Here is a 24,062-nt window from a genome sequence, read left to right on the forward strand (position 1 = left end):
TGTATACAACTGCTGGCGAATGGGCAGACGCAACGTATCAATCTGCTGCTGATCGCCGCGAACCTCTGCATGATGCCCGAAGTAGTTCAGCAGCCAGCCTTGCAGATGCTCCTGCATCGTGGATGAACGCGAATGGGTCCGGATTTCATCCAGCGCGCGTTTGATGTCGTGGCGGTCGATGGCCTGCATCATGGACTGCACCGCAATGTCCTCCGGTTGAATCAGGAATCGCAGGCTGGAGCGGCGGCCCCTGCCTCGGCGGGGAGTCCACTGTATCCAGTCATGCTGCTCCATTTTCTGAATAATCATTAAGGCATTGCGGTGGGTGCAGTCAAAAATAGCCGCCAGCTCATCCAGCGTAGTCTCTATTGTATGGTTCTCGTCCCTGTCGTCAGCGGTGTGCGAGTGAAGCCGTAAAAATTGGGCATGAAGTTTCATAAATGGTTGCTCCGTTTCCCCTGTGGATGATTAAAGTGCAGTCGTATATATAAAATAGGAAATTTTACGTCGATTAATTTCTCTTTATCTTCTTATTTTATCATCTACAATAAGGGTTATAAAGCATAGTTGTGGAGGTATTTACCATGCATGACAAGTTGAGTGGAACGTCTTTGCCGAAACCGTCGTTTCTGTCCGCCTTTGCTGCCGCGATTGTGTTGGCACTGGTTCATCAATATCTGTTTTACGGGCATGCGCTGGGCGTGTCTCTGCCGATTTTCGTCATTTTGTTCTACACCTATATGTATGTCTATAACCGGGATCGTATCCGGCTTGACTTGTGGATGGGGCGATTGCTGTTTGCCGTGATTGTGCTGCTGTCACTGACATATGCGCTGTTTGATAATCCGGTTCTATATGTGTTAAATGCGCTGGCTATACCTGCTCTGATTAGTGTACATATGGTGATGCTGCTCGGGGAGAAGAGGCATAGCTGGTCGGAACCCGGTATCATTGGTCAGGCGTTAAGCCATTTGTTTTATCAAAATCTGCGGCATATTGTGACTCCGTTTCGGATGTTCAAGATAGCAGCCCTCCGGAATGTAAAGGATGAGCGCAAGCGTGTATTGGTGAAAGTGATGGTCGGTTTGCTGATCGCCCTGCCGCTGCTGTTCATCATTATATCTCTGCTGGCATCAGCGGATGGGATGTTCGAGGAACTGTTATCGGGGATACCTTCATGGATCGGCACGCTGTCATTTGGTAGCGGAATGCTGCGGCTAATCTGGACCTGTTTTTTTACCTTCTGTTTTTTCTGCTATTTGTGGGGATTTGTACAGCCTGCTCCGCGTAATACGGAGAGAGAAGTTCAGTCATGGCATGGGTTAGACGAGCACACGAATGGTCAAGTACCTTACCATGAGCCGGTCGCGATCAAGTTCGATCCTGTGATTACCGCTACGGTGCTGATCGTTATGAATCTGGTGTATGTTGTGTTCGTCGTGTTGCAGTTCGGATATCTGTTTGGTGCATGGGAAGGCGCTCTGCCCGAAGGAACCTCATATGCAGAATATGCGAGAAGGGGATTCGGGGAGCTGGTTATGGTGACAGGCATCAACTTTGTCCTGATGATCAGTGTGTTGAAGTGGACCGAATTCGGCTCAAATCTATTGCAAAAAATGAACAACGGCCTGCTGTATGTACTCGTGGGCTGCTCGGGTGTGATGCTGTATTCGGGCTATACCCGGCTGGTCATGTACGAAGAGGCCTACGGATATACGTACACCCGTTATCTGGTGCACGCGTTTATGATTTTTCTGGGCTTGCTGCTGCTCATTGCAGCAGTGCGCATTCATGTCCGTCAGCTTCCGCTGGCGAAATATTATGTTGTACTCGCTCTGGTGGCCTATGTCGTCGTGAATTATGTGGGCATTGATGTACGGATTGCTGAAAATAATCTCGAACGGTATCGCACTACCTCGGTGATCGATAAGGAATATTTGAGTGAGCTATCGGCGGATGCTATTCCGCTGCTGATTGAATTTAGCCGTAAGGAACACGGAGCGATGGATGAGTTTTTACAAGCTCGCCTGACGAGCATGACGAGGGAAGAAACGGCATGGCCTGCGTTCAATTGGGCAGAATATCGGGCACAGCGCAAGCTGCACGACTATATTTTGGAATGAGAGGTGCTTGGGAATGATCGGAACAGATGCAGTGCAGGGTATGGTGTTGGAGTTGCAAAATGAAATGTCACAGTATCAGCATCAGTTTGTTGGAAGACGGAACGCTTTTCTCGCGGAGGCTATGTACCTTGGCTTGAGTGAGGAGGAGGCCCGCTCTTATGCTATCCAGAGCATCGGTCCGGTCATTCCCGTCACATGTATGCCCACACTGGCTCCCGGCAAAGCCCGGCCGCTCAGTCCGATGCTGGAAGCACGCTACCGTTATGCCGGGTACTGGAAGGACATGGGGGAGCATATGCTCTTGCCGGATGACGTGCTACGGATCGCAGGTACAGAGCGGTTTCGCGGTTGGATCAGCGATATGCGGAATTATTGGGTGGAATCGGCCCCATACCGATTTGGGGATGATCGCCTTTCGCTCCTGTCTGTCGCCAATGAGGAGGAAGGCCACTTTTCCATGCTGGTTTGGAAGGAACCCGGTGAAGAGCCAGAGGTGTGGACCTACGCTTCGCAGCATGAATACCGATTCAGCCATCTGTTGCATTGGTTTAAATGGCTGAACGGGCGAAGTGAGGATTGAGGGATAACCATGATTAAAAAGAATCGTAATTGGATCATCCTGTTCATCAGCATCGCTCTGATGGTGGGAGTTGCGGACTATTTTACACAAGCTAGACAGGCTACTCCTGAGCTTATCGTTCCAACCATAATCAGTAAAGAAAGCCTTCATTTATTTGATGATACGTTAGTGAATGATGCAGACAAGTGATGATGTTGAACAAGAGAACTATTGAACTATTGCTTTCCTTTGCTTATATCGTTGGGACATTCTCTCAATTCTACGGATCATTTCTGCTCTTATGTCCGGTGGCTCCAGATATTCACATTGGTCACCGAAGCTGAGTAGAAGATGATAGCCGAAATCATCAGCGATAAATGGAAAATGAACAATGAAGTGGTGATCTCCATATGGCGTTATATGTTCGCTGCTACAATAATCCAGCATCCGATCTCTGAGCGTTTCGTGAATCAGTAATTGGATGGGTCTCTGTCTTTGAGACATGATACTGGTAAATTCGGAGACCGATTCAGGTAATTCCCTGCGTGTAAAGGTCTTATCCAGAACTTCCAGATGGGACATTCGGGATAATTTGAATAAACGGAAGTCCTGCTTATGAAGGCAAAAACCTTGAACGTACCAATGATTCTCCTTTAACGCGAGCTTGTACGGTTCAATCTTGCGGGTACTCATTTGGCCTTTTCGGTCGGAATATTGGAAGGATAGCAGGGAATGTTTTTGAAAAGCAGTTTTAATCATTTCTAAAAACATCTGCAAGTTTGCGTTGCCCATCCAAGGCTTGAGGTCGATCATAATTTGACTTGATTTCAGTTCTATTTCGCGAGCCTGCTCTGTTGGCATGAGGCTTTTGACTTTGGCAAGTGTACCTAGCATCTGTTCACGGGTCAGCATGGGTGAAATGCTTCCAAGCCCCATCAGAAGTGCTGTAATATCGGCAGGTGTGAACACCTTTTTATCCACTTTATATTCGTCCATGATACAGAATCCACCGTTAACGCCGGGAGCCGATACGATAGGTATACCCGCCATGTTGATGGTCTCCATATCTCTATAAATGGTTCTAAGTGAAACCTCAAACATGTCGGATAGAGACTTTGCACTCATTCTTTTACGTTCAAGCAGAACCATAATAATAGAAATCAGTCGGTCAATTTTCATGTAGCATCAGCCTTTTTATTTTCATTCTGAATTGTTGCCATATAGCTGTCAATGGTCGGTGATAGAATCATGTCGTAAAGCAATTTAGGAGGCTGATCATATGAGCAACATGCAAGGGTATTACGAGATTTTAGAAGAGACGAACAGGCTCGCTTTGGCAACATCGGTCGACAACATTCCCAACGTTAGAAATGTCAATTTTGCTTATGACGCCAACAGGCCGGGAGTTATTTATTTCACGTCAGATCGGAGAAATCAGAAGGTGGCCGAGTTTGGAAAAAATAACAAGGTAGCCTTTACAACGATTCCGACAGAAGGTATCCCTCATGTCCGTTCCCACCATGCTATTGTTGAAAAAAGTAAGTATTCGATAGACGAGGTGAAGGAGCTATTTTTGGCGAAGGTTCCGGGGTATGATGAAATCCTATCGGCTATCCGTGAGACGCTGGAGGTTTTTGAAATCCAAATGAAAGAAGCCACGATCATTTTGGGATACGATCAACAACCGGTTCAGATCAGGTTCGAGTAACTAACGCGCTTTGCTGGGAGCTTCTTTTCCGGCAAGGCGTTTTATATTTTTCCAGATTGAACGCATCTTTTTTCCAGTTTGCGCCATGTCACCATAAATATTTCCTCATTCCAGGCATGTATGCTTATTTTTGATCTACTGATATTTTTGAAATAAGGAGGTTTTTTCTTGGATCGCGTAGGAATGGTCAGGGACCTGGATAGCTTAGGTCGGATTGTCATCCCCGTAGATATAAGGAGGCGTCTTGGGATTGGCAAGCATACAGCCATGGAATTTTGGATGACGGAGAGTGGTTTAATTATGCGACGGTGTGTGGGGGAAGCCTGTATTTTATGTGGAGAACTCCAGCATCTTACATACTTTAAGCATGCTTGGGTCTGTATCTTCTGTATGAATGAACTCAAAAATAAACGATAAAGCTGGCAATCAGATGATTCGGCATGTATGTTACAATAAAAGGGCGAGTGACCCACCACAAGTTTCTCGCCCAGTCGATTGCTGTCAAGCGATCGGCTTTTTTAATTTTGCATAGTACACCCGATTATATTGATTAATCAGCTCGTCCAAAACCATAGATTGTCGGAGTACATCCATATGACCTAGTCCGTATTTCGCCTGCAAATCATAGAGCCACTGTCGATTTTTCTCCAATCGTTGTTGCAAAGTTTCCTCACTTTCCATCATATATCCCTCCTTAGATGGTACTTATTTTAGGGTGTCATGTGTATATATGGGAAAAGTGAAAGTGCATGATGATACTTTACTAAAAGAAAAATCCAGCTCTAGGAGCTGGCTGTAAGGTAAAATTAATATCTACAAGTGGCTACAAGTAGTGATGTAATGTATATGTATGTTACGTCTATAACAACGCTCAGCGCTAATGATAAAGCTTCATACGATCTTGCTTATAAAAAATACTAATTAAGGAGGTACAACAAATGATAATGAACATGAAGAAAAATTTTATTTTCTTGTCCCTTTTCACTATGATTGCAATGCTGGCTTCTGGTTGTTCAAATAATGCTGTAGACAAGAATATAACGAAGTCTGGTGAGATTCCAACCAGTTATTTACATGCTGCATTCGATATAAATGTAGATAACCCTAAAGAGGTTGTAGGTTTTGCAGACTATGTATTTGTAGGATTTGTAGAAGAAATGACTGGAACCGATTATAAATTTCCTGTAACTAAAGAAACGGAAGATGGGCCAAAAGAATTGAAAAGTCCCTATACGAATTATTCCATTAAAGTGCTTGATAATATAAAAGGTAATCTAAAGAAAGGTGTTTCCATTCCTCTTCAAAAATCTGGGGGACTGAGTGAAGATAAGAGCACATATCTTTTATATGAAGATGACTCTCTCCCACAAAAAGGAAAGGCATACGTATTTACTGCTGCGACTCAGCCCGATGGTTCGTTGTTAGTATCAGGGCCAAATTCTAATATAGAAGTACAAACAGATTTCTTTTCGAAAAACAGTATCCAGGCGCTTAGTGAAGAGAGCATTGCTAATGAACTAACCAAAACAGATGAGTATAAAAAGTATCAAGATGCCTATAAAAACGAAATTGATAAAGATCGCAAAAGATTTACTTCCAAGTATGAGGCTTCTTAATACGAGCATCTTTCATAAATTTCCGGTGCAACCCGATTCGGATGAGGTCAAACTCTGAATACCAATTCCTAATATAGATTTAAGTTTTTTTGTAAAACAGTCTAAACCTTATTATAAGGGATTAGACTGTTTTCAATCTAAAAGCATATCCCAGTGGTAAGGTACTCTGCTAGTGTTTGTAAATCATTAAGGAAGGCAAGGAGGATTTACACGAAATACTTGTCTTTAATCAAACCCTTAACATGGATGCTGATCAAGCTTCCGTAGATATTCCCGATAGAAAGCGTCCAAAGATTGAAAAGGGAAGCTCGGTTTCTCGAAGCATTTCATTTCTCACTATAAAAGACCCTCTACAATATGTATTAGTTACTGGTAGAACGATAAAAACAAAAGATGAGCTTAAGTAAAAGAGGAAAATAAATGATTTAGAGCGCCTAAACTGGGGATATTCTCCTCGAAGGCGCTCTATTTTATTGTTTGTTGATGATCCCAAAGGTTGTTACCTTTTCGCTTATTCTCTTATTCTTAAAATCCTTAAAAGAAAAAACCAGCTCTAGGAGCTGATTTTACGGTAAAAATCGTTTTAATGAAGTCATCAAACCCCACCATGTTGTTCAAATGGTTTGTAAGTAGATCCTTTTTCTGGATGCTGTATTGGAATGATCACTATTGCCACTAACAGAAGAATAGTCACCAAAAGGAGTAGCCCTAACTTATTCTTCATCATCACGCACCTCATTAATTAAAGTTTGGTAGGATATTATTATATCGGAAGATGCATTTTTTCTATAACGCTCAAGCAATTTTACGCATTTGATTATACATGGCTTGTTGTTAGTAGGAGAGGATATCTCCAAGCTAATAATTAAGTATTTAAATCCCTCTTGATATTTACCTCTACGTAAGTAGTATTTAGCTAATTCTTGTAAAAAGTGAGCGAAGCGCTCTGACATAAATTGTTGGGTATACACGCCTACACTTTTTTGTTGTTTAATTAAAGACTGGATCTCTAATTCAAACTGCTTGAGTACATCATCTACATTAAAATCATATTGGTTAGCCGCTTCGATTATGTTAACCAATGCGGTGAGAACCTCATTTTTCTTGGAAGTAACGTAAGCAAAATAGTCTGGAAGGACACCTATATCTCCAGCCAACAGCTTATTCACGTAAGTATTAGCCTGTGCCCATTCAGTAAATCGTTCCTTCCAAAGCAAGGTCTGTTCATCAGTCTCCTTCACCCAACTTAAATCAGCGTAAGTGTACGTATACTCCAATGCCTGATTGTAGTCTTTCCGCGCTTCACAGACACCTGCACGAAGTAAGTAGGAGTAGGCCCAATACACAAACGAGGGATTGACCGGAGTTTTCTTCTTTTTCCGTCTTTTTAGCTTAACCTGCTGATTGATCTCGCACTGAATTGCAGCCTTGTCTCCCATAATTTTAGCGAATATGTCCACCTTTCCCCATTTCCGTAATGATCGGTATGTATTCACTAAATCTTTTAATGCGTCGAGTTGGTCAGCATCATCAAGCCGTTCAACGTAATCTTCAAAATGGATCGCAGCCTGATAATTTATTTCCTGATCATCCCCTTGCTTCGCCATAAAAATGCGGTACTGACAAAGAGCTAGTCGTTCGGAGTGTTGCTTTTTCTCACCTACGGCTATGCTTTCATACAGGATGATGGACGCTGCAAATTTTCCTTGTTTAAAGAAGTCTTCAGCTATGATAAACAGAGCATCGGCGTATGCCAGCTTTTCCATAAGCAAATTGACAACCTGTTCAATACAATCCAACATGTCCAACTCCGCGCAATTGTACAAAAGGGGTCTGACTCTACGGATGTTAGGGGTTGTTGCACTCAGAAATTCCTCAATATAGTTATCGTAAAAATGCCCCTTGGGGTGCCCCAACGTAGTTGTAATGCGATCTAACTGGTGAACGGAGAGTGCACGGTTGCCTGTGACGATCCCGCTTACGGTGCCTGGATTGATGCCTGCCACCAGACCAAACTGGGTAATGTTTAACCCATTCTGTTTCATGAAGTTTTCCAGTTCTGTGCGTATCGTGGTTGTAGGTTCCAAATGTAACAACCCCTTTAACGTAACATTTTATATAGCACGTTAGATACCGATCTATAAGGATATTTCTTGGGACAATCCGATGCTAAAATGTGAGGCTATTCTGGAAGATATTATACCATCTTATGGATTTATTATATATACTTTTCAACTAATTACTTTTTTGTGAATTAGGGGGCCGGAACAGGAAATGCATGAAGGGAGGCTTAACTATGCAATTTACGTCAGAATATAAACATGAAGCCACCCCATATAATGGAGTGACTTCTTTAAAGAATTTCACTCATCGTACTTATTAGCAGGTGTTTATATACTTTGGTATGTGTAAAATGAAGCTACCCATCTGGAGCAGTCTAAAAAACAATTGCATCAGTATTAATTTTACGAAAATAAAGTTGGACGAATTGTCATTTTAAAAAAAGTCTATACATATAATTTAAATGTATAGACAAATCAAAAAAACGGATTTATAATTACGCTGTAAGCGGTTTCTAGTAGTTAGCATCCAATTAGACCTTGAGAGGAAGGAACAATCATGAAAAATATTTTACTGGCGTGCAGCTCGGGTATGTCTACAAGTTTGCTGGTTACCAAAATGCAGGATTATGCCAAGTCTATTGGGGACGAGGCTGAAATTTGGGCAGTAGGTCAGGATCAGGCAGCAGAAGAAATGGCTAAGGCGGACGCGGTATTGATCGGACCGCAAATGAGTTTTCTTAAAGGACAGCTGCAAAAGGAAGCTGCTCAATACGGTATCCATGTAGAAGTGATCGACATGATGGCGTACGGATTGGTCGACGGCAAGAAAGTCTATGAACAGGCTTTGAAGCTGGTGGAGCGTAAAAATGGATAAAGTCAATATAGCCGATCTGACGGAAGAGCAAATTAGTTTCCAACTCATTCTTCATAGTGGAAGCGCTCGCAGTAAAGTGATTCAAGCATTGAGCGAATACCGGAATGAGAACACGGAAGGTGCAGACGATCTCATTAAGCAGGCGAAGCAGGATTTGCGGGCTGCGCATGATATCCATTTTCAAATGGTGAAGAATGAAGCCGGAGGAACCCCAACTCCTTTGTCGCTCCTTCTGATGCATGCGGAAGACCATCTCATGTCCACGGTCACTATGAAGGATCTGGTTCAAGAGCTGCTAGAGCTTTTCAAATCCAGAAATTTATAATCTATACACAAGAGTTTGTGAAATTAGGGACATGAAAATTTCACAACAAACCTGATGCAAGTTACTTCGCGGGGAGGAATAGGCTTTGTTTGAAAAATTAAGCCAAATTTTAATACCTATTGCCGGTAAACTGAACAACAACCGCTATCTTACTGTATTGCGTGATGCATTTATGTTGTCATTTCCATTAACGGTTTTCGGCTCTATTATCGTCGTTATTATTAATCTGCCGTTTCTAAAAGGGTGGATGGGCGAGGGCAATCTGACGACCTTTCAGAATCTGCTGAATATTGCGCCTAATGCAACACTGAATATCATGACCATGTTCGTGGTCGTCGGGATCGGATATTATCTATCCCGAAGTTATAAGGTAGAGCCGATATTTGGCGGCATGATCGCTTTGGCCAGCTTCCTGATGCTGACTCCGTTCATGCTGACTCAAGAGAGTGGCGCTACGATTGCGGGTGTTATTCCGGTCGACCGGATTGGGGCCAAGGGCATGTTCCTCGGGATGATCGTCGCTTTTATCGCGGCTGAGATTTACCGAAAGGTGACGCAGCGGAACATTATTATTAAAATGCCTCCGGGCGTTCCCCCGGCAGTTGCCAAGTCGTTTGCCGCATTGCTGCCTGCGTGTATTACGCTGGGAATATTTTTAATCATCAACGTAGTGGTCGCTTTGACGCTTCACAATAATCTGCACGACTTGATTTATCATGCCGTTCAGGCACCGCTGGTGCATTTGGGCAGTGGCATTATACCTACACTGATTGCTATTTTCTTTGTTCAGCTCTTATGGTTCTTTGGGCTTCATGGTCAAATTATCATCAACTCGGTCATGGACCCGATCTGGAATACGCTGGCGCTTGAAAACTATGAAGCGTACTCCAAAGGATTGGAACTGCCACATATCATCACCAAGCAGTTTGTAGATATTTATACAGTAGGTATCGGTGGTACAGGGATGACACTGGCCGTGGTACTCTCGATTCTGTTCTTCCTTAAGAGCAAGCAATTGAAGCAGGTCAGTAAGCTGGCCCTTGGACCGGGTCTGTTTAATGTCAATGAGCCCGTCATATTCGGTTTGCCGATTGTGATGAATCCGCTTATTTTTGTCCCATGGGTCATTTCTCCAATGATCGTTACGCTGATTACTTACTTTGCCATGTCCACCGGGATTGTGCCGCCGCCAAACGGGATACAGGTTCCTTGGACGATGCCGTTGTTCTTTAGTGGAATGATGGCTACGGGCTCCCTAATGGGTGGCGTGCTGCAACTATTTAATATGGCTGTCGTCTTTGTCATCTGGTTCCCGTTCTTGAAAATTATTGACCGGATAAATGTGCGTAAAGAGCAGGAAGAGCAGCTTAGCCAAGCAGCCATTGCGGGTAAGGATCAAACTATTGGAATGTAATGTGAATGAGCTACTAGATTAGCGGCTTATTCTTTGCAAAAGAGAGAGGAGTAGAGAGCTGTGAATCATACCGAAATGAAAGATATAGAGCAGCAAACCATTCAATACCGTTTTCCGTCCGACTTCTGGTGGGGTTCCTCAGCTTCGGCTACCCAGACGGAAGGAACTGTGGAGGGAGACGGCAAAGGGCCGAATATTTGGGATCATTGGTTTGAGCAGGAGCCGAACCGTTTCTATGACGGGGTCGGCCCAGCCGATACGTCTCGTTTTTATACGCGCTACAAAGAAGATATTGCACTGATGAAGGAGCTGGGCCATAATTCGTTCCGGTTCTCCATCTCCTGGTCGCGGCTGTTTCCAGCGGGAAGGGGTGTAATGAACGAGCAGGCCGTTCAATTCTACAATGCAGTAATAGAAGAGTTGCGTCAGGCCGATATTGAGCCGTTCGTAAATTTGTATCACTTTGACTTGCCGATGGCCTTGCAGGAAAAGGGAGGCTGGGTGAATCGGGATACGGTCGAGGCTTATGTGGATTACGCCAATACCTGCTTCGAGCTGTTCGGGGATCGTGTAGCCAAATGGTTTACGCATAACGAGCCAATTGTCCCGGTGGAAGGCGGCTATCTGTACGATTTCCACTATCCGAATGAAGTGGATTTCCGTAAAGCTGTACAGGTGGGATATCATACCCTGTTATCGAGCGCCAGTGTCATTCAGGCATACAGAAAGGGAGGCTATAAGGGCAAAATCGGCATTATTTTAAACCTGACGCCAACCTATCCGCGTAGTCAGCATCCGGCAGACGTGCAGGCTGCTGAAATATGCGATGCGTTCTTTAACCGTTCCTTTTTAGACCCATCTGTGACGGGAGAATTTAATCCTTTGCTCGTGGAGCTGTTACGCCAAGAGGATTTTTTACCAGTAACGGAAGAAGGGGACCGGGAGATTATACGTCAGGGTAAGGTTGACCTGCTGGGCATTAACTATTATCAGCCACGCAGAGTCAAGGCCCGCGAAAGTCTGCCGAACCCGGACGCGCCTTTTGTGCCCGAACGTTTCTTCGATTATTACGTCATGCCTGGTCGCAAGATGAATGAGATGCGGGGCTGGGAGATTTATGAGAAGGGAATATACGACATTTTGACTAATGTCAGACAAAATTATGGTAACATCGAATGCTTCATTTCAGAAAATGGAATGGGTGTTCAAGGTGAGGAAAAATTCAGGGATGCACAGGGCATGATCCACGATGATTATCGCATTGATTTTATCCGTGAGCATCTAAAATGGGTTCAACGGGCCATCTCGGAGGGCTCTAATGTGAAAGGCTATCACCTGTGGACGTTTATGGACAACTGGTCCTGGTCGAACGCCTATAAAAACCGCTATGGCTTTGTATCAGTCGATCTTCAGGACGGAGGTAAACGATCCGTTAAACAAAGTGGGTACTGGTTTAAGCAGGTGATCGAGAATAACGGATTTTAAGGTGGTCCTCTGGACCGCCTTTTTTTCTTCATCACCGTCGAGAGCTGTGCTGTACGCCGCTGGTGAGAAAGTATAATGTTCGGTATACTTACTTATACCTAATACCTTAACGTCCCGCCTGCAGAACAAAAAGAACCAGCGCTACCGATGTTTTGGTAAAATGCTGACATAAAACAATTTTTAGTACAGGTGGTAGACTGATGAATAAATACGAGCGAATTGCACAAGAGGTCAAACAGCGGATTATGGATAAAACCTATAGCGGTGATGATCCGATTCCCGATGAAATCTCGCTGGCAAGTGAGTTTCAGGTGAGTCGGATGACGATTAAGAGGGCATTGGATACGCTGGTGATGGAAGGACTATTGAATCGTAAAAGAGGACACGGGACCTTTATCGTCAAATCGGTTCACAATGGACCTGTTAACGTCGTGGTGAATGAAATGCTGGGGTTAACCAACGTCCTGCGCGGAAAAGAAATCAAAAATAAAATTGTAGCTTTTGATGTTCAATTTCCATCCGAGGAAGTAGCGGCTCATCTATTTATTGATGCCAATTCTCCTGTATATCACCTCATCCGTCTGCGTGTTGTGGAGGGCGAGCCCTATGTTATCGAGCGCACTTACATGCCCACGAAGCTGATTAGCGGCATTACCGAGCAGGTGCTCTATGGTTCGGTGTACAAACATATTAAGGAGGAGCTGGGCCTTAATATTGTGGGTTCACATCGTACGATCCGGGCATCCAAGTCAACAAGACTGGATCGGGAGCATTTGGACTGTGCGGCAGACGATCCGATACTGGAGATCGAGCAGGTGGGTTATCTGGATACGGGTATACCATTTGAATACTCATTCTCGCGACATCGGTACGATAAATTTGTGTTTACCACGGTGAATCGGATGCGTTGAGCGAGTGTGTACGAAGCGGATGGTAAAAAGCAAACATGGCAGTAGAAGCTTCCTTATGTGGGTGCTTTCCTGCCATGTTCTTTTTAATGAAGCGAATTAATGACCAAGCAATCTTACTTCATGCACCGTCGGAGTATACCAGTTGTTCGGGTTATTGAACAACACCGCAGTGACAAGATTAATTCGCACGTAGCGTGCCTGGAAGTTAACCTTGTCACTGGTAAACCCATACGCAGTATTACTGGTGCGGTCAATCGTGGAATAGCTAGTTCCATCCGTGCTGTATTCGATTTTATATTTATAATACGCCTCAGAACCCTTGTACATAAACCAGGAAATATCCACTTCGCTGATCGTCTTCGTGCTGCCCAGATCAACCTGCCACCAAGCGGGCCAGGATGCAGATGCAGTCTTCCATGAGGTTTGGGCGTTGCCGTCATTCGCCAGCGAAGCGGGAGAGCCAGATGCGGCTGAGTTAGCAGTCGCTGTTTTGCCTTGCGCGTGATTCACAAGAGAAGGCAAAATCACGTTGCCTGTCGTAGCATCCAGATCCCAACTGCTGTACCAGTTCAGCGTTGCTGTTTTATTGGAGTCATTCAGGGTCAGCGGTAGCCATATGAACTTGTGGTCGCTCAGATTGAGCGGATTCCAACGGTCGCCCATATAAATGTAGCTGGTGCCTGCGCTCCCTGTAATGGTGGCGATGGAGTGAATCTGCGAGCCGTAGGCCGCCGGGTCACCGAAGGGTGAAAGCGCAGACCAGCTTCCCGTCATGGAGCTGGCGGTTGCATAAGCACCCTGATTCGGATACCAGCCGGATGCCTGCGAGGTAAACAGATAGTAGGTGTTGTTCTTTTTGACAACAGCAGGGGCTTCGCGGTAACCATTCTCGAAAATCCAACCAACAAACGATTGCACTCCTATATAATCGTCGGTCAGCTTGAAGATCGCCATCGTATCGTTGGCGCCGCCATTTTTGCGGGAAGCAGTAACGAGGTAGCCACTGCCGTCCGTATCCGTGAATAGGGTCATATCGCGGGATTCATAATTCAGCGGGCGGAAGCTGCCTTGATAGGCAAAAGCTCCGTCTGGTGTATCGCTGGTAGCGACAGCTACGCGGCCCAGCGAATAATCGGTGCCATTTTCATAATGCGCCCATAGCACGTATTTTCCGGTTGCTTTGTTATAAATGACCTTGGGGCGCTCAATTTTGCTGGAATTCAGCTCAGGGGCGGAATCTTTGGTGAGAATACTGCTGCGGAAGGACCAATTTTTCAGATCGGTTGAGGTATATACGTTCACTTTTTCAAATTTCCAGTTCTCGGCATGCTCGCCGTACCAATAATAGGTAGAGCCTACCTTTAAAATGTTACCGCTGTTCGCCTGAATCGGGTTACCTGCGGTATCCTTCCAATCCGTTCCGTTGGTAATGGCTGTGCTTGCTGTTGCGCTCAAGGATAGTTTTGCATTGGCGGCGTCCAAACCATTCAGCGCTTCGACTCCATAGGTTGCTTGAGTCACGCCTGTCGCACTGGCATGTGCTGCATTAGGCTCAAGACCTATACCAGCCACTGCGAGTATGATACAAATCCATGCGCCTAACCATTTGCTGTTGTTGATCCACTTCACGATATCATATGCCTCCCTTAATGCGGATAGGATGGGCCAGAACAGCTTGTCCGGCACCTCATCTTCGATTTTATCTTAATTGAAAGCGTTTACAAGTGGAATAAATTGAAGTTTTTAGAAAGACGTTTCCCTTTTATCTACTTGCGGAAAGGTCATTGCTTATATTCTGAAATGTTTACGGGTGTGCGTTTTGTCATTGACACGTTCACAAATTATTTCAAATTTAAAGTGACTGCAATCACACAGGCGACGATTTCTCGTCGGTATACTTGGCTGTACTTAGGTGGTGCACAAAGGGCGGCATGTATGGAAGCACCTTTTGCCTTTTGTTCACCTTATTTTAGAGAGAAGAGGGATGCAAAGATGCTGAGTGAGCAAACCATTGCAACGATCAAATCGACTGTGCCTGTATTAGAGGTGCATGGAACTACGATCACCAAGCGTTTTTACCAAATGATGCTCGAGGCTCATCCTGAACTTTTGAATATATTTAATCACGCTAACCAGAAGCAAGGACGTCAGCAGGGGGCGCTTGCCAATGCTGTATATGCGGCTGCACAGTACATTGACCGTCTGGAGGAAATCCTTCCGGTGGTGCGGCAGATTTCACATAAGCATCGCAGTTTGGGAATTCAGCCTGAGCATTATCCCATCGTCGGAAAATATCTGCTTGCCGCGATCAAGGATGTGCTGGGTGAAGCGGCTACAGACGAGATCATCGCCGCATGGACCGAGGCCTATGGTGTGATCGCTAATGTATTTATAGACGTGGAAGCTGAAATGTACAAGGAGGCGGAACAGCAGCAGGGAGGCTGGTCAGACTTTAAGAGCTTTGTTGTGCAGAAAAAGGTCAAGGAAAGCGATCAAATTACATCCTTTTATCTGGTGCCGCAGGATGGACAGGTGCTGCCTGCATTTGAGCCGGGACAATACATTAGTCTACAGGCGCATATACCGGGTGAACCTAATACCCACATCCGTCAATACAGCCTTTCGGATGCACCGGGTCAACCTCACTACCGGATATCCGTAAAGCGCGAGGATGCCATGGCGTCGCGTCCGGCGGGGAAAGTATCTGTGTATCTACATGAGCGAGTGCAGGAAGGCGATGTGCTACAGGTATCTGCACCGGCTGGCGATTTCATACTGGATCGGGCAGATCGCAGACCTGTCGTGCTGATCAGTGGCGGGGTTGGGTTAACACCGATGGTCAGTATGCTGGCTTCCTTGGCGGCATCTGCACCGGATCGGCCCATCACCTTTGTCCACGCAGCAGCCAACGGTGATAACCACGCTTTGCGTGATGAGGTGGAAAAGCGGGTCGGGGCCCATGCACAAGCCACAGCTTGGTGGTGCTACAGCAGACCAACGGAGCAGGATCGGCTGGCACAGGCTTTTCACAAGGAAGGCCGTTTGGATCTGGCCTGGTTGCAATCCGTGATACCGGAACGTGACGCACAGTATTACTTTTGCGGCCCTGAGGGATTCATGCAATCGGTATACGGCCTGTTGAAGGAGTGGAATATCCCTGCTTCGGATATCCACTATGAATTTTTTGGCCCTGCCAGTGCGTGGGAAGCCGAAGCGCAGTGAGGTGTTTAAAAAGGCGAAGGATAGCTTCCTTCGCCTTTTTTGATCATCACGTATGGGGATTATATTTATTTGGCTGCTCGTGTTACATAAATGCTGTTAATCCTCAGACTGTCCCGTCCTGACCGGGAGGTCGCAGAAACGATGCTTGCTGCGGCATATACTGGCGTAAAGCCTCTGGAATACGGATCGAACCGTCTTCTTGCTGGTGATGCTCCAGCAGCGGGATCAAAATCCGGGGCGAAGCGACCGCTGTGTTATTGAGCGTGTAACAATATCGCAGTTCGCCGTCCGCATTGCGGTACCGAATGTTGGATCGACGCGCCTGAAAATCAAGCAACTGGGACGACGAGTGCGTTTCGCCGTAAGCCTGTCGGCTGGGCATCCATGTCTCAATATCCACCTGCTTGTAAGTTTTTTGCGCCATATCGCCTGTACAGACGGCCATTTTGCGGTAAGGCAGCTCCAGCAGTTGAAGCAGGTCTTCCGCATTGCGCGTAATCTCCTGAAACATCTGCTCCGAAGCGTCCAGACTGGCTTCACAGATCACCACCTGCTCGACCTTGGCAAACTGGTGAACACGATATAGTCCATGTACATCTCTTCCGGCCGAGCCGACCTCATTGCGGAAGCACACTGATACGGCCGCCAGTCGGATCGGGTCCGTAACATCCACGATCTCACCGCTGTAATACGAGACCAGCGGAACCTCCGAAGTACCGACGAGCCATTGATCCTCTCCTGCGATACGATACGTCTGATCCAGCCCAAGCGGGAAAAAACCAGTGCTGCGCATCGCCTCCGCACGTACCATCAGCGGAACATCCAGCAACTGGAATCCCCGTTCGGTCAGCAGGTCCACCGCAAGCTGCTGTACTGCCCGGTGCAACGCGACCCCCGCTCCCGTCAGGTAGTAGTTCCGGGTTCCCGCTGTTTTGACACCTCGAGGGACGTCGATCAGCTTGTGAAGCTCACCGAGCGCCATATGATCCTTTGGTTCAAATCCGAAATCCGGGACCGACCCGACCCTCTCCAGTTCTACATTATCCTCATCCGATCTACCCCGTGGTGTATCTGGCGAAACGATATTAGGAACCATAAGCATGAGCTGTTGAAACTGCTCCTCCACTTCCCGCTGCGGTGCTTCCAGACGGTCTAACTGTCCGTTAATTTCTTTGACCCGTCGCTTGGCTTCTTCCGCCTGATCGCTCTTTCCGGCATGAATCAGTGCGCCAATATCCTGACTACATTGATTCCGCGTATGACGGAGTTGCTCCACTTCCTGAAGCAACTGCTTTCTCCGGTTATCCAGGGTGAGCAGCTCTGCAACCGAGACCTGTATTCCTTTTCCATTTGCTGCTGTCTGAATCTCTTCTTGATGTTCTCTGATCCACTTGATATCCAACATGACACCGCACTCCTTTTCGGATAAAAATACAAAAAGCGCCCTCATCCACATGGGACGAGGAGCGCTCTGATCTCGCGGTGCCACCCAAATTGACCGGACAGCATGACAGATGTCATGACTCTCCAATCCACTTTGCTCCGCTATAACGGGCGGTTCCGGTTCACTTAGGAATACATGTTCATATCGTACACTCATGTATGTTCCTTGGCGTAAACACCTCCGAGTTGGATGCTCTTCACGGGCGTGATGTCGTTTTCTTTTTTGTTAGTATACGGATTTTTGGCAGGTTAATCAAGCTACAACAACTTTTTAAGCTGCGATATACGGCTTTGTGATACGCCAAGCCATTGTGCATATTCGCCCTGCTTGGCATGGGGATGTTCATGTACCATTTTTCTTAGACGCTCGACTAATCGTTGTGATGATTGGTTGACTCTCTTTCTTTTATACGCAGGTTTCTTAACCGTTCGAGCAGGAGTGCGACTAACGCCTATATTTCCTTTTAGCTCTTGTATACAGTTTTTACATAAAAGTGAATCCCTAAAATAGGTCAGGTCTTCGTCAGCATTACATAGGTTACAAGCGACCCCGATATACTTTCGTATACTCACAAAACCCGTTTCGATATCCATATAAAATTCTAAAGGATCGCCAACATCGATAGCCATAGACATCCGCATTTCTTTAGGAATAACGATTCGGCCTAATGAATCTAAAGATCGAGTCATACCTGTATTCTTCTTCATCTTGCTCCCTCCTACTTCATCTGTCTTGGCAAAGCTCATTCCTCCAGTTGGGCACTTGCCTGATCGAACACTTGTTGTATGAGCTGGCTTATGCGAGCTTCTGAGATACCCAACATGCCAGCATATTGCTGTTGTGTAGCATGTGGATGGCTTTCATATAGATCTAAAAGAAGTTGGGCCATGATCTCTTTGGGTTGAAAGACTTGTACACGCATAGATACGGTCTTGAGCATATAGTTGCAATTTTTACATATGAGAAAGCCTTTGAAACCACTTAATTCTTCGGTAGAGAGACAAAAATGACAAGACTGCCCATAGTATCTTTGTAGTAATAGCGTACCTGTCTTTTCATCTGCAAAAAATTCAATAGAATGACCGTGAAAAATATCGCATGTATATAGGATTTCCTTGGGAATGACTAAGCGCCCTGTAGGGTCTAATTTTTTTGTCATTTTTACATGAGGCATTGCCAAAAAACCTCCTATTAGCAAGATAAAAAGCAATAAAATAGAAGTATTTATTGTACTTCCAAAAGGTGGTATTATCAGGAGTAGTCAAAACTTCTATCATATTAAAGTTCACGCTGAAAGGGTGGTTTATTATGAAAATCACACCCAAGATTAGAGCAGAATTAGAAAGATACCTCAAACAAGCAGGCTTGAGCATGACCGGGTTTGGACACATTGCTGGCATGAATCCGGGTACGGTGAGCGGTATTATAACGGGTAATCGTACCATTTCGGTGCACCAATTGGATCGCATTACGTTAGGAATGAATTTACCCACTGACCATTTCTATGAAAGATATATTGAAGAAAGTGTGATAGATGCACCGCTGAACTGGAAAAGAATTAGCCCGTTCTTGTACCGCTGTGTGCAGTTTCAGCGCGTAGACTGTTTGCAAAAAGTAGTAAGTGTGCTGCTGGATAATCTGGGCTATCTTCCTTATCTCTTTGCATTAGCAGAAGATTGTTATAAACAAGATTATCGGGAAGCAGCGGCTTACCTATACGAGAATATCGCCGAGGGCGAAAAACAGCAGCATTCGGAACGACTTGCGATCTGCCAATATCGCTTGTTCACCCTTGCGATCGGAAAGGATCAGAATCGCAATATGGACGCCGCCGCCAAATTCGAATCGTTTGTCCATCGTTTGCATGAAGCCGACCAACTGGATGCACTGAAGGATTTAGCGAATGTGTATAGAGCATTGAGCCAGTGGGACAAGGTATATAAGTATGCAAAGCAGATGGGACAGCTAGGGAGAATATACTATGGCATGGTTCATAACGCTGAGCGCAAGGAAAAAGAACCACAAAAGAAGCTAAGCAGGCCGTTTTTTGTATACATAGCTTACGCCGAATTGATGTGTGCTAATGCCTGTGATGCCACGGGAGATCATGAGCAGGCATTAGTACATCTTCAAGGCTATGCTGATCTAAGCTGGGTTAAGGAAAGTGACCCGGACACGCTCCATTGGTTGGGTCTATTTCAGCACTGGGCGAAAATTAATACTTACGTGAATAAGCTTATGTCAGGAGATGTGAGTGTCCTACCGGATTATGTAGAATATATGGCAGGCGAAAAATATATTTTCAACGAACTCTTAAACGTCATTGAAGCAGCTAATCGTTATCATATTGATGTGGATCATATCCTTCGGCGCTTTGAACCCCAAATTGCAGCGTATCAGGAGCCATCCCCTGCTGATATTAAGCAACAATTTTTGCCACAGCAGTATGCACGGTTTTGGTACAAGATGGCCAAGTATAGCCTTAATAAAGGAAGATATTCATATGGTTTCGAGTGCCTTTTAGTCGCTTGGGAAAAAGCTCTTACAATTAATAATCAACTGATTATCTCAAATTGTGCACGATTATTTGATCGTTTTAGTGTGAATGCTGTCTTTGAAGCAGGAAAAAAACTTCAAAAAATGTGGAAAGAAAATGATCAAAAAGATGGTTTTGTTCTTGACAGCAATTAGCTTTGAACTGGTACTGGTACTACCAGTGCAGGCTAAAGACCCTACCCTTGGCACATTCAAACCGCAAGAACACATTGGTTCAGCTTGATCCGAGCATAAATTCTTTACCATTGACCAGCCTAGCCGCTGGTCTTTTTTTGCTATATTTTGCTGATTTTTGATTGCTAAAATAGCCATTCATATTTCCACATTCCATCCTAAAATGAGATACATTAGGAGGGAATGCGCTATGAATACAGATGAAACGTTAAATCAACAGTTGGAAGATGCCCGGCAACGATTGCATGATCTGTACAAACAGTATGGTTTCGGACATGCCTGTGTGCTTGAACAGTCTATGTTTTTGGATGAACTGATTAATCAGTACAACCGTATGTTTCAGACCAAGAAGCTGACCCAACCGATATAACCAAACATCCTCATGCTTTCAGAGCCATATCATCTACATTGTTTTTCTTGCCTTAGCATGACGCCTGGTTTCGTTCAAGTAAATAAAACAGATGCCGTTTATGCAAAACTATTCCTCCTCTCATCTAACTAGTATAATCATTCTATATAATGGCTTTTTTAAAAGGAAAATACAATAACATGTCATAAAATGTAATAAATTTTGGGGTGATAAGGTAAGATTTAATGCACATATTAATTTCAAAAACCAACCAATGACCAATAAAATCTATCCTTTGACCTAAAGGAAATGGCAATTCAAGCTTGTTAAAAGCTTTGGAGGGTTAGCTATCTAGGAGAGGGGATTCATTTATAGGGGATTATTGAACATTTGCGTAGAAAAACAGAAATCATGTGAAATAATTACCATAGATAAAAAAATATAATAACAATGCAATATATTTATAATGTGGTTTCACATGCAATTTCCTTCACTCTACTTTTTGCTCGATTACATAAGATTACATACTCACATGTTTATTAGCGTTGTTAGTCGCTTTTTTTGTGAGTTTCTATGCAAAAGAAGTTTCTATAAAATAATATTATTGGAGGAATAATCTATGAAAAAGAAAAGTTTTGCGTTGATTGCTCTATCATTAGCTCTATTTTCTGTTCCGGTTGTATCTGTTGCAAATGCTGAGGTAACTAATTCTAATATTGCTGTTAGTGAGTCAGCTACTTCACAGCCCAAAGTAGTTAAAGCCTACATAACTACAGAGAGTGGTTTGGAAGAAATCTCGTTAAATGAGTATCAAAAACTCCTTTCTCAAGAACAGCCACAGACAGTCACAGCTCAAGTTTATGATAGCGGAAATAGGATTAGCCCAATGGCTGATACTGGCCTTGACTTTGTTTCTAAGCGTAAATTAATTCAGTCCTTATATTATCCTAGCCAATTACAAGTAGCTATGAAAAGCGATGTAACTGACTATATTAAAAATTCAAGTAAAACTACCACAATAACGCAAATGGTGGGTTGGTCAAAAAGTTATACGTGGAGTGCGAATATGACCGTTTCTGTTAAATGGTCTGACGCAATAACTCAAGTGCTAGGAGGTGGCTGGTCGACTAGTGATACCTATACTTATACTAGTTCTCTAACTGTTAAGCCTGGATATCAAGCGAAACTACAATTTACCCCTTTTTATAAAGTGGTTACAGGGGACCTAGTTGGTTATAATTATGTGGATACGGTATTAGAGCGCATCCGTAATGTTACCATCAAAACCCCTGTTAAACTTGCGGGTGGTAAAGTACAAGGTGTAATCACTGTAGTAGAAACAAAGCTATAGTAATTAATTCATAATGTAAAAGAAGAAGGCTTAGGCCTTCTTCTTTTTTTTTTAGTACGCCCAGCATGGGCGTCATCTCTAGGGTGAAAGTCCTGAACGGGGGCTGGCGAGCGCCTACCGTTAGCCAAGGGCAAGGGTGTCCACCGTGAGGTGGAATCTGAAGGAAGCTGGAGGCAAAAGCACGGGCCAAGGTACACGAACTGGATTTGAGGCTGTGTCAGTCGGATGAGTCACCTAAACATGACGAAATCCAAAGCCGCCAAGGACTGACGCGGTATACTCCAGTGGTCGCGGGCGGAAAGATGGCGTTCTTATCTGGGGAGACCTGTCAGATAAGCAAGGAAAAAAAACTTGTAACCGTAGCCGAGAGGCTACGCTGAACGGACAGGAGTCAGCAGAAGCCATAGTACGTAAGCTGTTGCAACAACTTACGGAAGGGCTGAACCGAAAGGAGAGAGGAAATCGATGCGTTCGCATGAAGAGCAAAGACAGCCGAATATCTCGCAAGAGAGCTGCCAGCAAAGAGAAGCGGTGAAGCCGTCAGGGTATGCTGGAGCGCCGAGTTCTTCGTCGGCACAAGTCGCCCCATCCTCTCGCGAAGACCAGAACAACTTGCTGGAACGAATGCTCGAAGGAGATAACCTCAGGCTCGCATACAAACGAGTGGTGCAAAACGGAGGAGCGCCTGGTGTGGACGGTGTAACGGTAGCCAATCTACAAGTTTACCTGAATACGCACTGGGCAAGGGTGAAAACTGAACTTCTGACGGGAACGTACAGGCCTGCGCCAGTCAAACGGGTGGAAATTCCCAAACCCGGAGGCGGTGTACGGCTTTTAGGCATCCCGACCGTGATGGATCGTTTCCTCCAGCAAGCCCTTCTACAAGTCATGAACCCGATCTTTGACGCGCAATTCTCCGGGTATAGCTACGGCTTTCGCCCGGGGAAAAGTGCACATGATGCAGTCAAGCAAGCCCAAAGATATATCCAAAGTGGCCTCAGATGGGTCGTGGATTTGGATATGGAGAAATTCTTTGACCAGGTGAATCACGATATGCTGATGGCAAGAGTCGCGCGGAAAGTGACGGACAAAAGAGTGTTGATGCTGATTCGTGCCTATCTGAACGCCGGAGTCATGGTGGACGGAAAGCTGGAGCGTAGCCGGGAAGGAACACCACAAGGCGGCCCGCTTAGTCCGCTATTGGCCAACATTCTACTGGACGATTTGGATAAAGAATTGACGGAACGTGGCCTGCGGTTTGTGCGCTATGCGGACGACTGCAATATCTTTGTGGCGAGTAAGCGAGCAGGCGAACGTGTGATGGAATCGGTAAGTCGGTTTGTAGAAGGAAAGCTAAAGCTAAAAGTGAATGGGGAAAAGAGCGCGGTAGCCAGACCCTGGCACCGGAAGTTCTTAGGGTTCAGTTTCCTGAGCCAGAAGCAGGCGACGATTCGAATAGCACCGAAGAGCCTCAACGCATGTAAAGAGAGGATTCGAGAGCTGACAAATCGAACATGGTCCATTTCCATGGAAGAACGGATTCGCCGATTGAACCGCTATCTGTTGGGTTGGCTGGGTTATTTCCGTCTAGCCTCGGTGAAGACGCATCTCCAAAAACTGGACCAGTGGATTCGGAGGCGACTCCGAATGTGCCTGTGGAAGCAATGGAAACGAGTACGCACACGAATCCGTGAACTCCGGGCACTTGGGGTTCCAGAGTGGGCATGTTTCAAGATGGCTAACTCGAGGCGAGGCGCATGGGAAATGTCCCGGAATACCAATAATGCCCTTCCTACTTCCTATTGGAAAGAGAAAGGGCTGAAAAGTTTGCTTTCACGTGATCTGGAGCTTGGTTAACCTTTTGGAACCGCCGTATGCGGACCCGCAT

At 45.2% G+C, this 24,062-nt stretch carries 23 protein-coding genes; 15 read left to right on the forward strand and 8 right to left on the reverse strand.

The window, feature by feature from the left end; genetic code table 11:
- On the reverse strand, positions 1 to 438 hold a 438-nt coding region (locus L696_RS28675), incomplete at its 3' end, for an SgrR family transcriptional regulator (RefSeq protein WP_209440979.1).
- Positions 439 to 584: 146 nt separating this feature from the next.
- Here L696_RS28675 and L696_RS0116555 point away from each other — a divergent pair.
- The 3 genes from L696_RS0116555 to L696_RS28680 are packed head-to-tail and all read left to right on the forward strand — an operon-like array spanning position 585 to position 2,892.
- Positions 585 to 2,123, forward strand: coding sequence for a DUF4153 domain-containing protein (locus tag L696_RS0116555; RefSeq protein ID WP_025684645.1), 1,539 nt, complete (start codon positions 585 to 587; stop codon positions 2,121 to 2,123).
- 13 nt (positions 2,124 to 2,136) lie between these two features.
- Positions 2,137 to 2,703 (forward strand): hypothetical protein, encoded by a 567-nt coding sequence (locus L696_RS0116560; protein ID WP_025684646.1) that lies wholly within the window; start codon positions 2,137 to 2,139, stop codon positions 2,701 to 2,703.
- 9 nt (positions 2,704 to 2,712) lie between these two features.
- Complete coding sequence (locus L696_RS28680; RefSeq protein ID WP_049827419.1) at positions 2,713 to 2,892, forward strand: hypothetical protein; 180 nt, start codon at positions 2,713 to 2,715, stop codon at positions 2,890 to 2,892.
- 18 nt (positions 2,893 to 2,910) lie between these two features.
- On the opposite strand, the gene L696_RS0116570 is transcribed toward L696_RS28680, so the two are convergent.
- Positions 2,911 to 3,861 carry a helix-turn-helix transcriptional regulator gene (locus L696_RS0116570; protein ID WP_025684647.1) on the reverse strand — a complete coding sequence of 317 codons (951 nt, stop codon included), beginning with the start codon at positions 3,859 to 3,861 and terminating at the stop codon, positions 2,911 to 2,913.
- 100 nt (positions 3,862 to 3,961) lie between these two features.
- Between L696_RS0116570 and L696_RS0116575 the strand changes: the two genes are divergently transcribed.
- Positions 3,962 to 4,390 carry a pyridoxamine 5'-phosphate oxidase family protein gene (locus tag L696_RS0116575; RefSeq protein WP_025684648.1) on the forward strand — a complete coding sequence of 143 codons (429 nt, stop codon included), beginning with the start codon at positions 3,962 to 3,964 and terminating at the stop codon, positions 4,388 to 4,390.
- Positions 4,391 to 4,891: 501 nt separating this feature from the next.
- Here the strand turns inward: L696_RS0116575 and L696_RS0116585 are convergent.
- Positions 4,892 to 5,074 carry an aspartyl-phosphate phosphatase Spo0E family protein gene (locus L696_RS0116585; protein ID WP_425339323.1) on the reverse strand — a complete coding sequence of 61 codons (183 nt, stop codon included), beginning with the start codon at positions 5,072 to 5,074 and terminating at the stop codon, positions 4,892 to 4,894.
- Positions 5,075 to 5,328: 254 nt separating this feature from the next.
- Here L696_RS0116585 and L696_RS0116590 point away from each other — a divergent pair, with 254 nt between their 5' ends.
- On the forward strand, positions 5,329 to 6,006 hold the full coding sequence (locus L696_RS0116590; RefSeq protein ID WP_049827420.1) for a hypothetical protein: 678 nt from the start codon (positions 5,329 to 5,331) through the stop codon (positions 6,004 to 6,006).
- A 713-nt stretch (positions 6,007 to 6,719) separates the two neighbouring features.
- Here the strand turns inward: L696_RS0116590 and L696_RS0116600 are convergent.
- Positions 6,720 to 8,093 (reverse strand): helix-turn-helix domain-containing protein, encoded by a 1,374-nt coding sequence (locus L696_RS0116600; protein ID WP_025684652.1) that lies wholly within the window; start codon positions 8,091 to 8,093, stop codon positions 6,720 to 6,722.
- A gap of 532 nt (positions 8,094 to 8,625) precedes the next feature.
- Here L696_RS0116600 and L696_RS0116605 point away from each other — a divergent pair.
- The 5 genes from L696_RS0116605 (at position 8,626) to L696_RS0116625 (ending at position 13,078) form a co-directional block, all read left to right on the forward strand.
- Entirely contained in the window at positions 8,626 to 8,943 is a 318-nt protein-coding gene (locus L696_RS0116605; RefSeq protein ID WP_025684653.1) for a PTS sugar transporter subunit IIB, read from the forward strand.
- On the forward strand, positions 8,936 to 9,268 hold the full coding sequence (locus tag L696_RS0116610) for a PTS sugar transporter subunit IIA (RefSeq protein WP_025684654.1): 333 nt from the start codon (positions 8,936 to 8,938) through the stop codon (positions 9,266 to 9,268). Before L696_RS0116605 ends, L696_RS0116610 begins: the two co-directional genes overlap by 8 nt.
- A gap of 85 nt (positions 9,269 to 9,353) precedes the next feature.
- Complete coding sequence (gene celB, locus L696_RS0116615; protein ID WP_025684655.1) at positions 9,354 to 10,682, forward strand: PTS cellobiose transporter subunit IIC; 1,329 nt, start codon at positions 9,354 to 9,356, stop codon at positions 10,680 to 10,682.
- Between the two features lie 75 nt (positions 10,683 to 10,757).
- Positions 10,758 to 12,167, forward strand: coding sequence for a glycoside hydrolase family 1 protein (locus L696_RS28685; RefSeq protein ID WP_049827422.1), 1,410 nt, complete (start codon positions 10,758 to 10,760; stop codon positions 12,165 to 12,167).
- Between the two features lie 200 nt (positions 12,168 to 12,367).
- Entirely contained in the window at positions 12,368 to 13,078 is a 711-nt protein-coding gene (locus L696_RS0116625) for a GntR family transcriptional regulator (RefSeq protein ID WP_025684656.1), read from the forward strand.
- Positions 13,079 to 13,174: 96 nt separating this feature from the next.
- Here the strand turns inward: L696_RS0116625 and L696_RS0116630 are convergent, their stop codons facing one another.
- Positions 13,175 to 14,707: a family 43 glycosylhydrolase gene (locus L696_RS0116630; RefSeq protein ID WP_025684657.1), complete on the reverse strand. Its 1,533-nt coding sequence runs from the start codon at positions 14,705 to 14,707 to the stop codon at positions 13,175 to 13,177.
- A 363-nt stretch (positions 14,708 to 15,070) separates the two neighbouring features.
- On the opposite strand from L696_RS0116630, the gene hmpA reads away from it, so the two are divergent.
- The gene (gene hmpA / locus L696_RS0116635) at positions 15,071 to 16,300 is read left to right on the forward strand and encodes an NO-inducible flavohemoprotein (RefSeq protein WP_025684658.1); all 1,230 of its coding nucleotides are present in this window, start codon (positions 15,071 to 15,073) and stop codon (positions 16,298 to 16,300) included.
- 103 nt (positions 16,301 to 16,403) lie between these two features.
- Here hmpA and serS read toward each other — a convergent pair whose 3' ends face one another.
- The 3 genes from serS to L696_RS31515 all read right to left on the reverse strand — a co-directional run bounded on the left by serS (position 16,404) and on the right by L696_RS31515 (position 18,918).
- Entirely contained in the window at positions 16,404 to 17,705 is a 1,302-nt protein-coding gene (gene serS / locus L696_RS0116640) for a serine--tRNA ligase (RefSeq protein ID WP_025684659.1), read from the reverse strand.
- Between the two features lie 296 nt (positions 17,706 to 18,001).
- Positions 18,002 to 18,451 (reverse strand): AbrB/MazE/SpoVT family DNA-binding domain-containing protein, encoded by a 450-nt coding sequence (locus L696_RS0116645; protein WP_025684660.1) that lies wholly within the window; start codon positions 18,449 to 18,451, stop codon positions 18,002 to 18,004.
- Positions 18,452 to 18,486: 35 nt separating this feature from the next.
- The gene (locus L696_RS31515) at positions 18,487 to 18,918 is read right to left on the reverse strand and encodes an AbrB/MazE/SpoVT family DNA-binding domain-containing protein (protein WP_025684661.1); all 432 of its coding nucleotides are present in this window, start codon (positions 18,916 to 18,918) and stop codon (positions 18,487 to 18,489) included.
- 134 nt (positions 18,919 to 19,052) lie between these two features.
- On the opposite strand from L696_RS31515, the gene L696_RS0116655 reads away from it, so the two are divergent.
- From L696_RS0116655 to ltrA, 4 genes are all read left to right on the forward strand, one after another.
- Complete coding sequence (locus tag L696_RS0116655) at positions 19,053 to 20,435, forward strand: helix-turn-helix domain-containing protein (protein WP_025684662.1); 1,383 nt, start codon at positions 19,053 to 19,055, stop codon at positions 20,433 to 20,435.
- A gap of 229 nt (positions 20,436 to 20,664) precedes the next feature.
- On the forward strand, positions 20,665 to 20,844 hold the full coding sequence (locus tag L696_RS0116660) for an aspartyl-phosphate phosphatase Spo0E family protein (RefSeq protein WP_025684663.1): 180 nt from the start codon (positions 20,665 to 20,667) through the stop codon (positions 20,842 to 20,844).
- Positions 20,845 to 21,442: 598 nt separating this feature from the next.
- Positions 21,443 to 22,174 carry a hypothetical protein gene (locus tag L696_RS0116665; protein WP_025684664.1) on the forward strand — a complete coding sequence of 244 codons (732 nt, stop codon included), beginning with the start codon at positions 21,443 to 21,445 and terminating at the stop codon, positions 22,172 to 22,174.
- Between the two features lie 465 nt (positions 22,175 to 22,639).
- Positions 22,640 to 24,031, forward strand: a complete 1,392-nt coding sequence (gene ltrA / locus L696_RS0116670) for a group II intron reverse transcriptase/maturase (protein WP_025684665.1) — start codon at positions 22,640 to 22,642, stop codon at positions 24,029 to 24,031.
- Positions 24,032 to 24,062 lie beyond the last annotated feature (31 nt).

Source organism: Paenibacillus maysiensis, assembly GCF_000520815.1.
Lineage (GTDB): Bacteria > Bacillota > Bacilli > Paenibacillales > Paenibacillaceae > Paenibacillus > Paenibacillus maysiensis.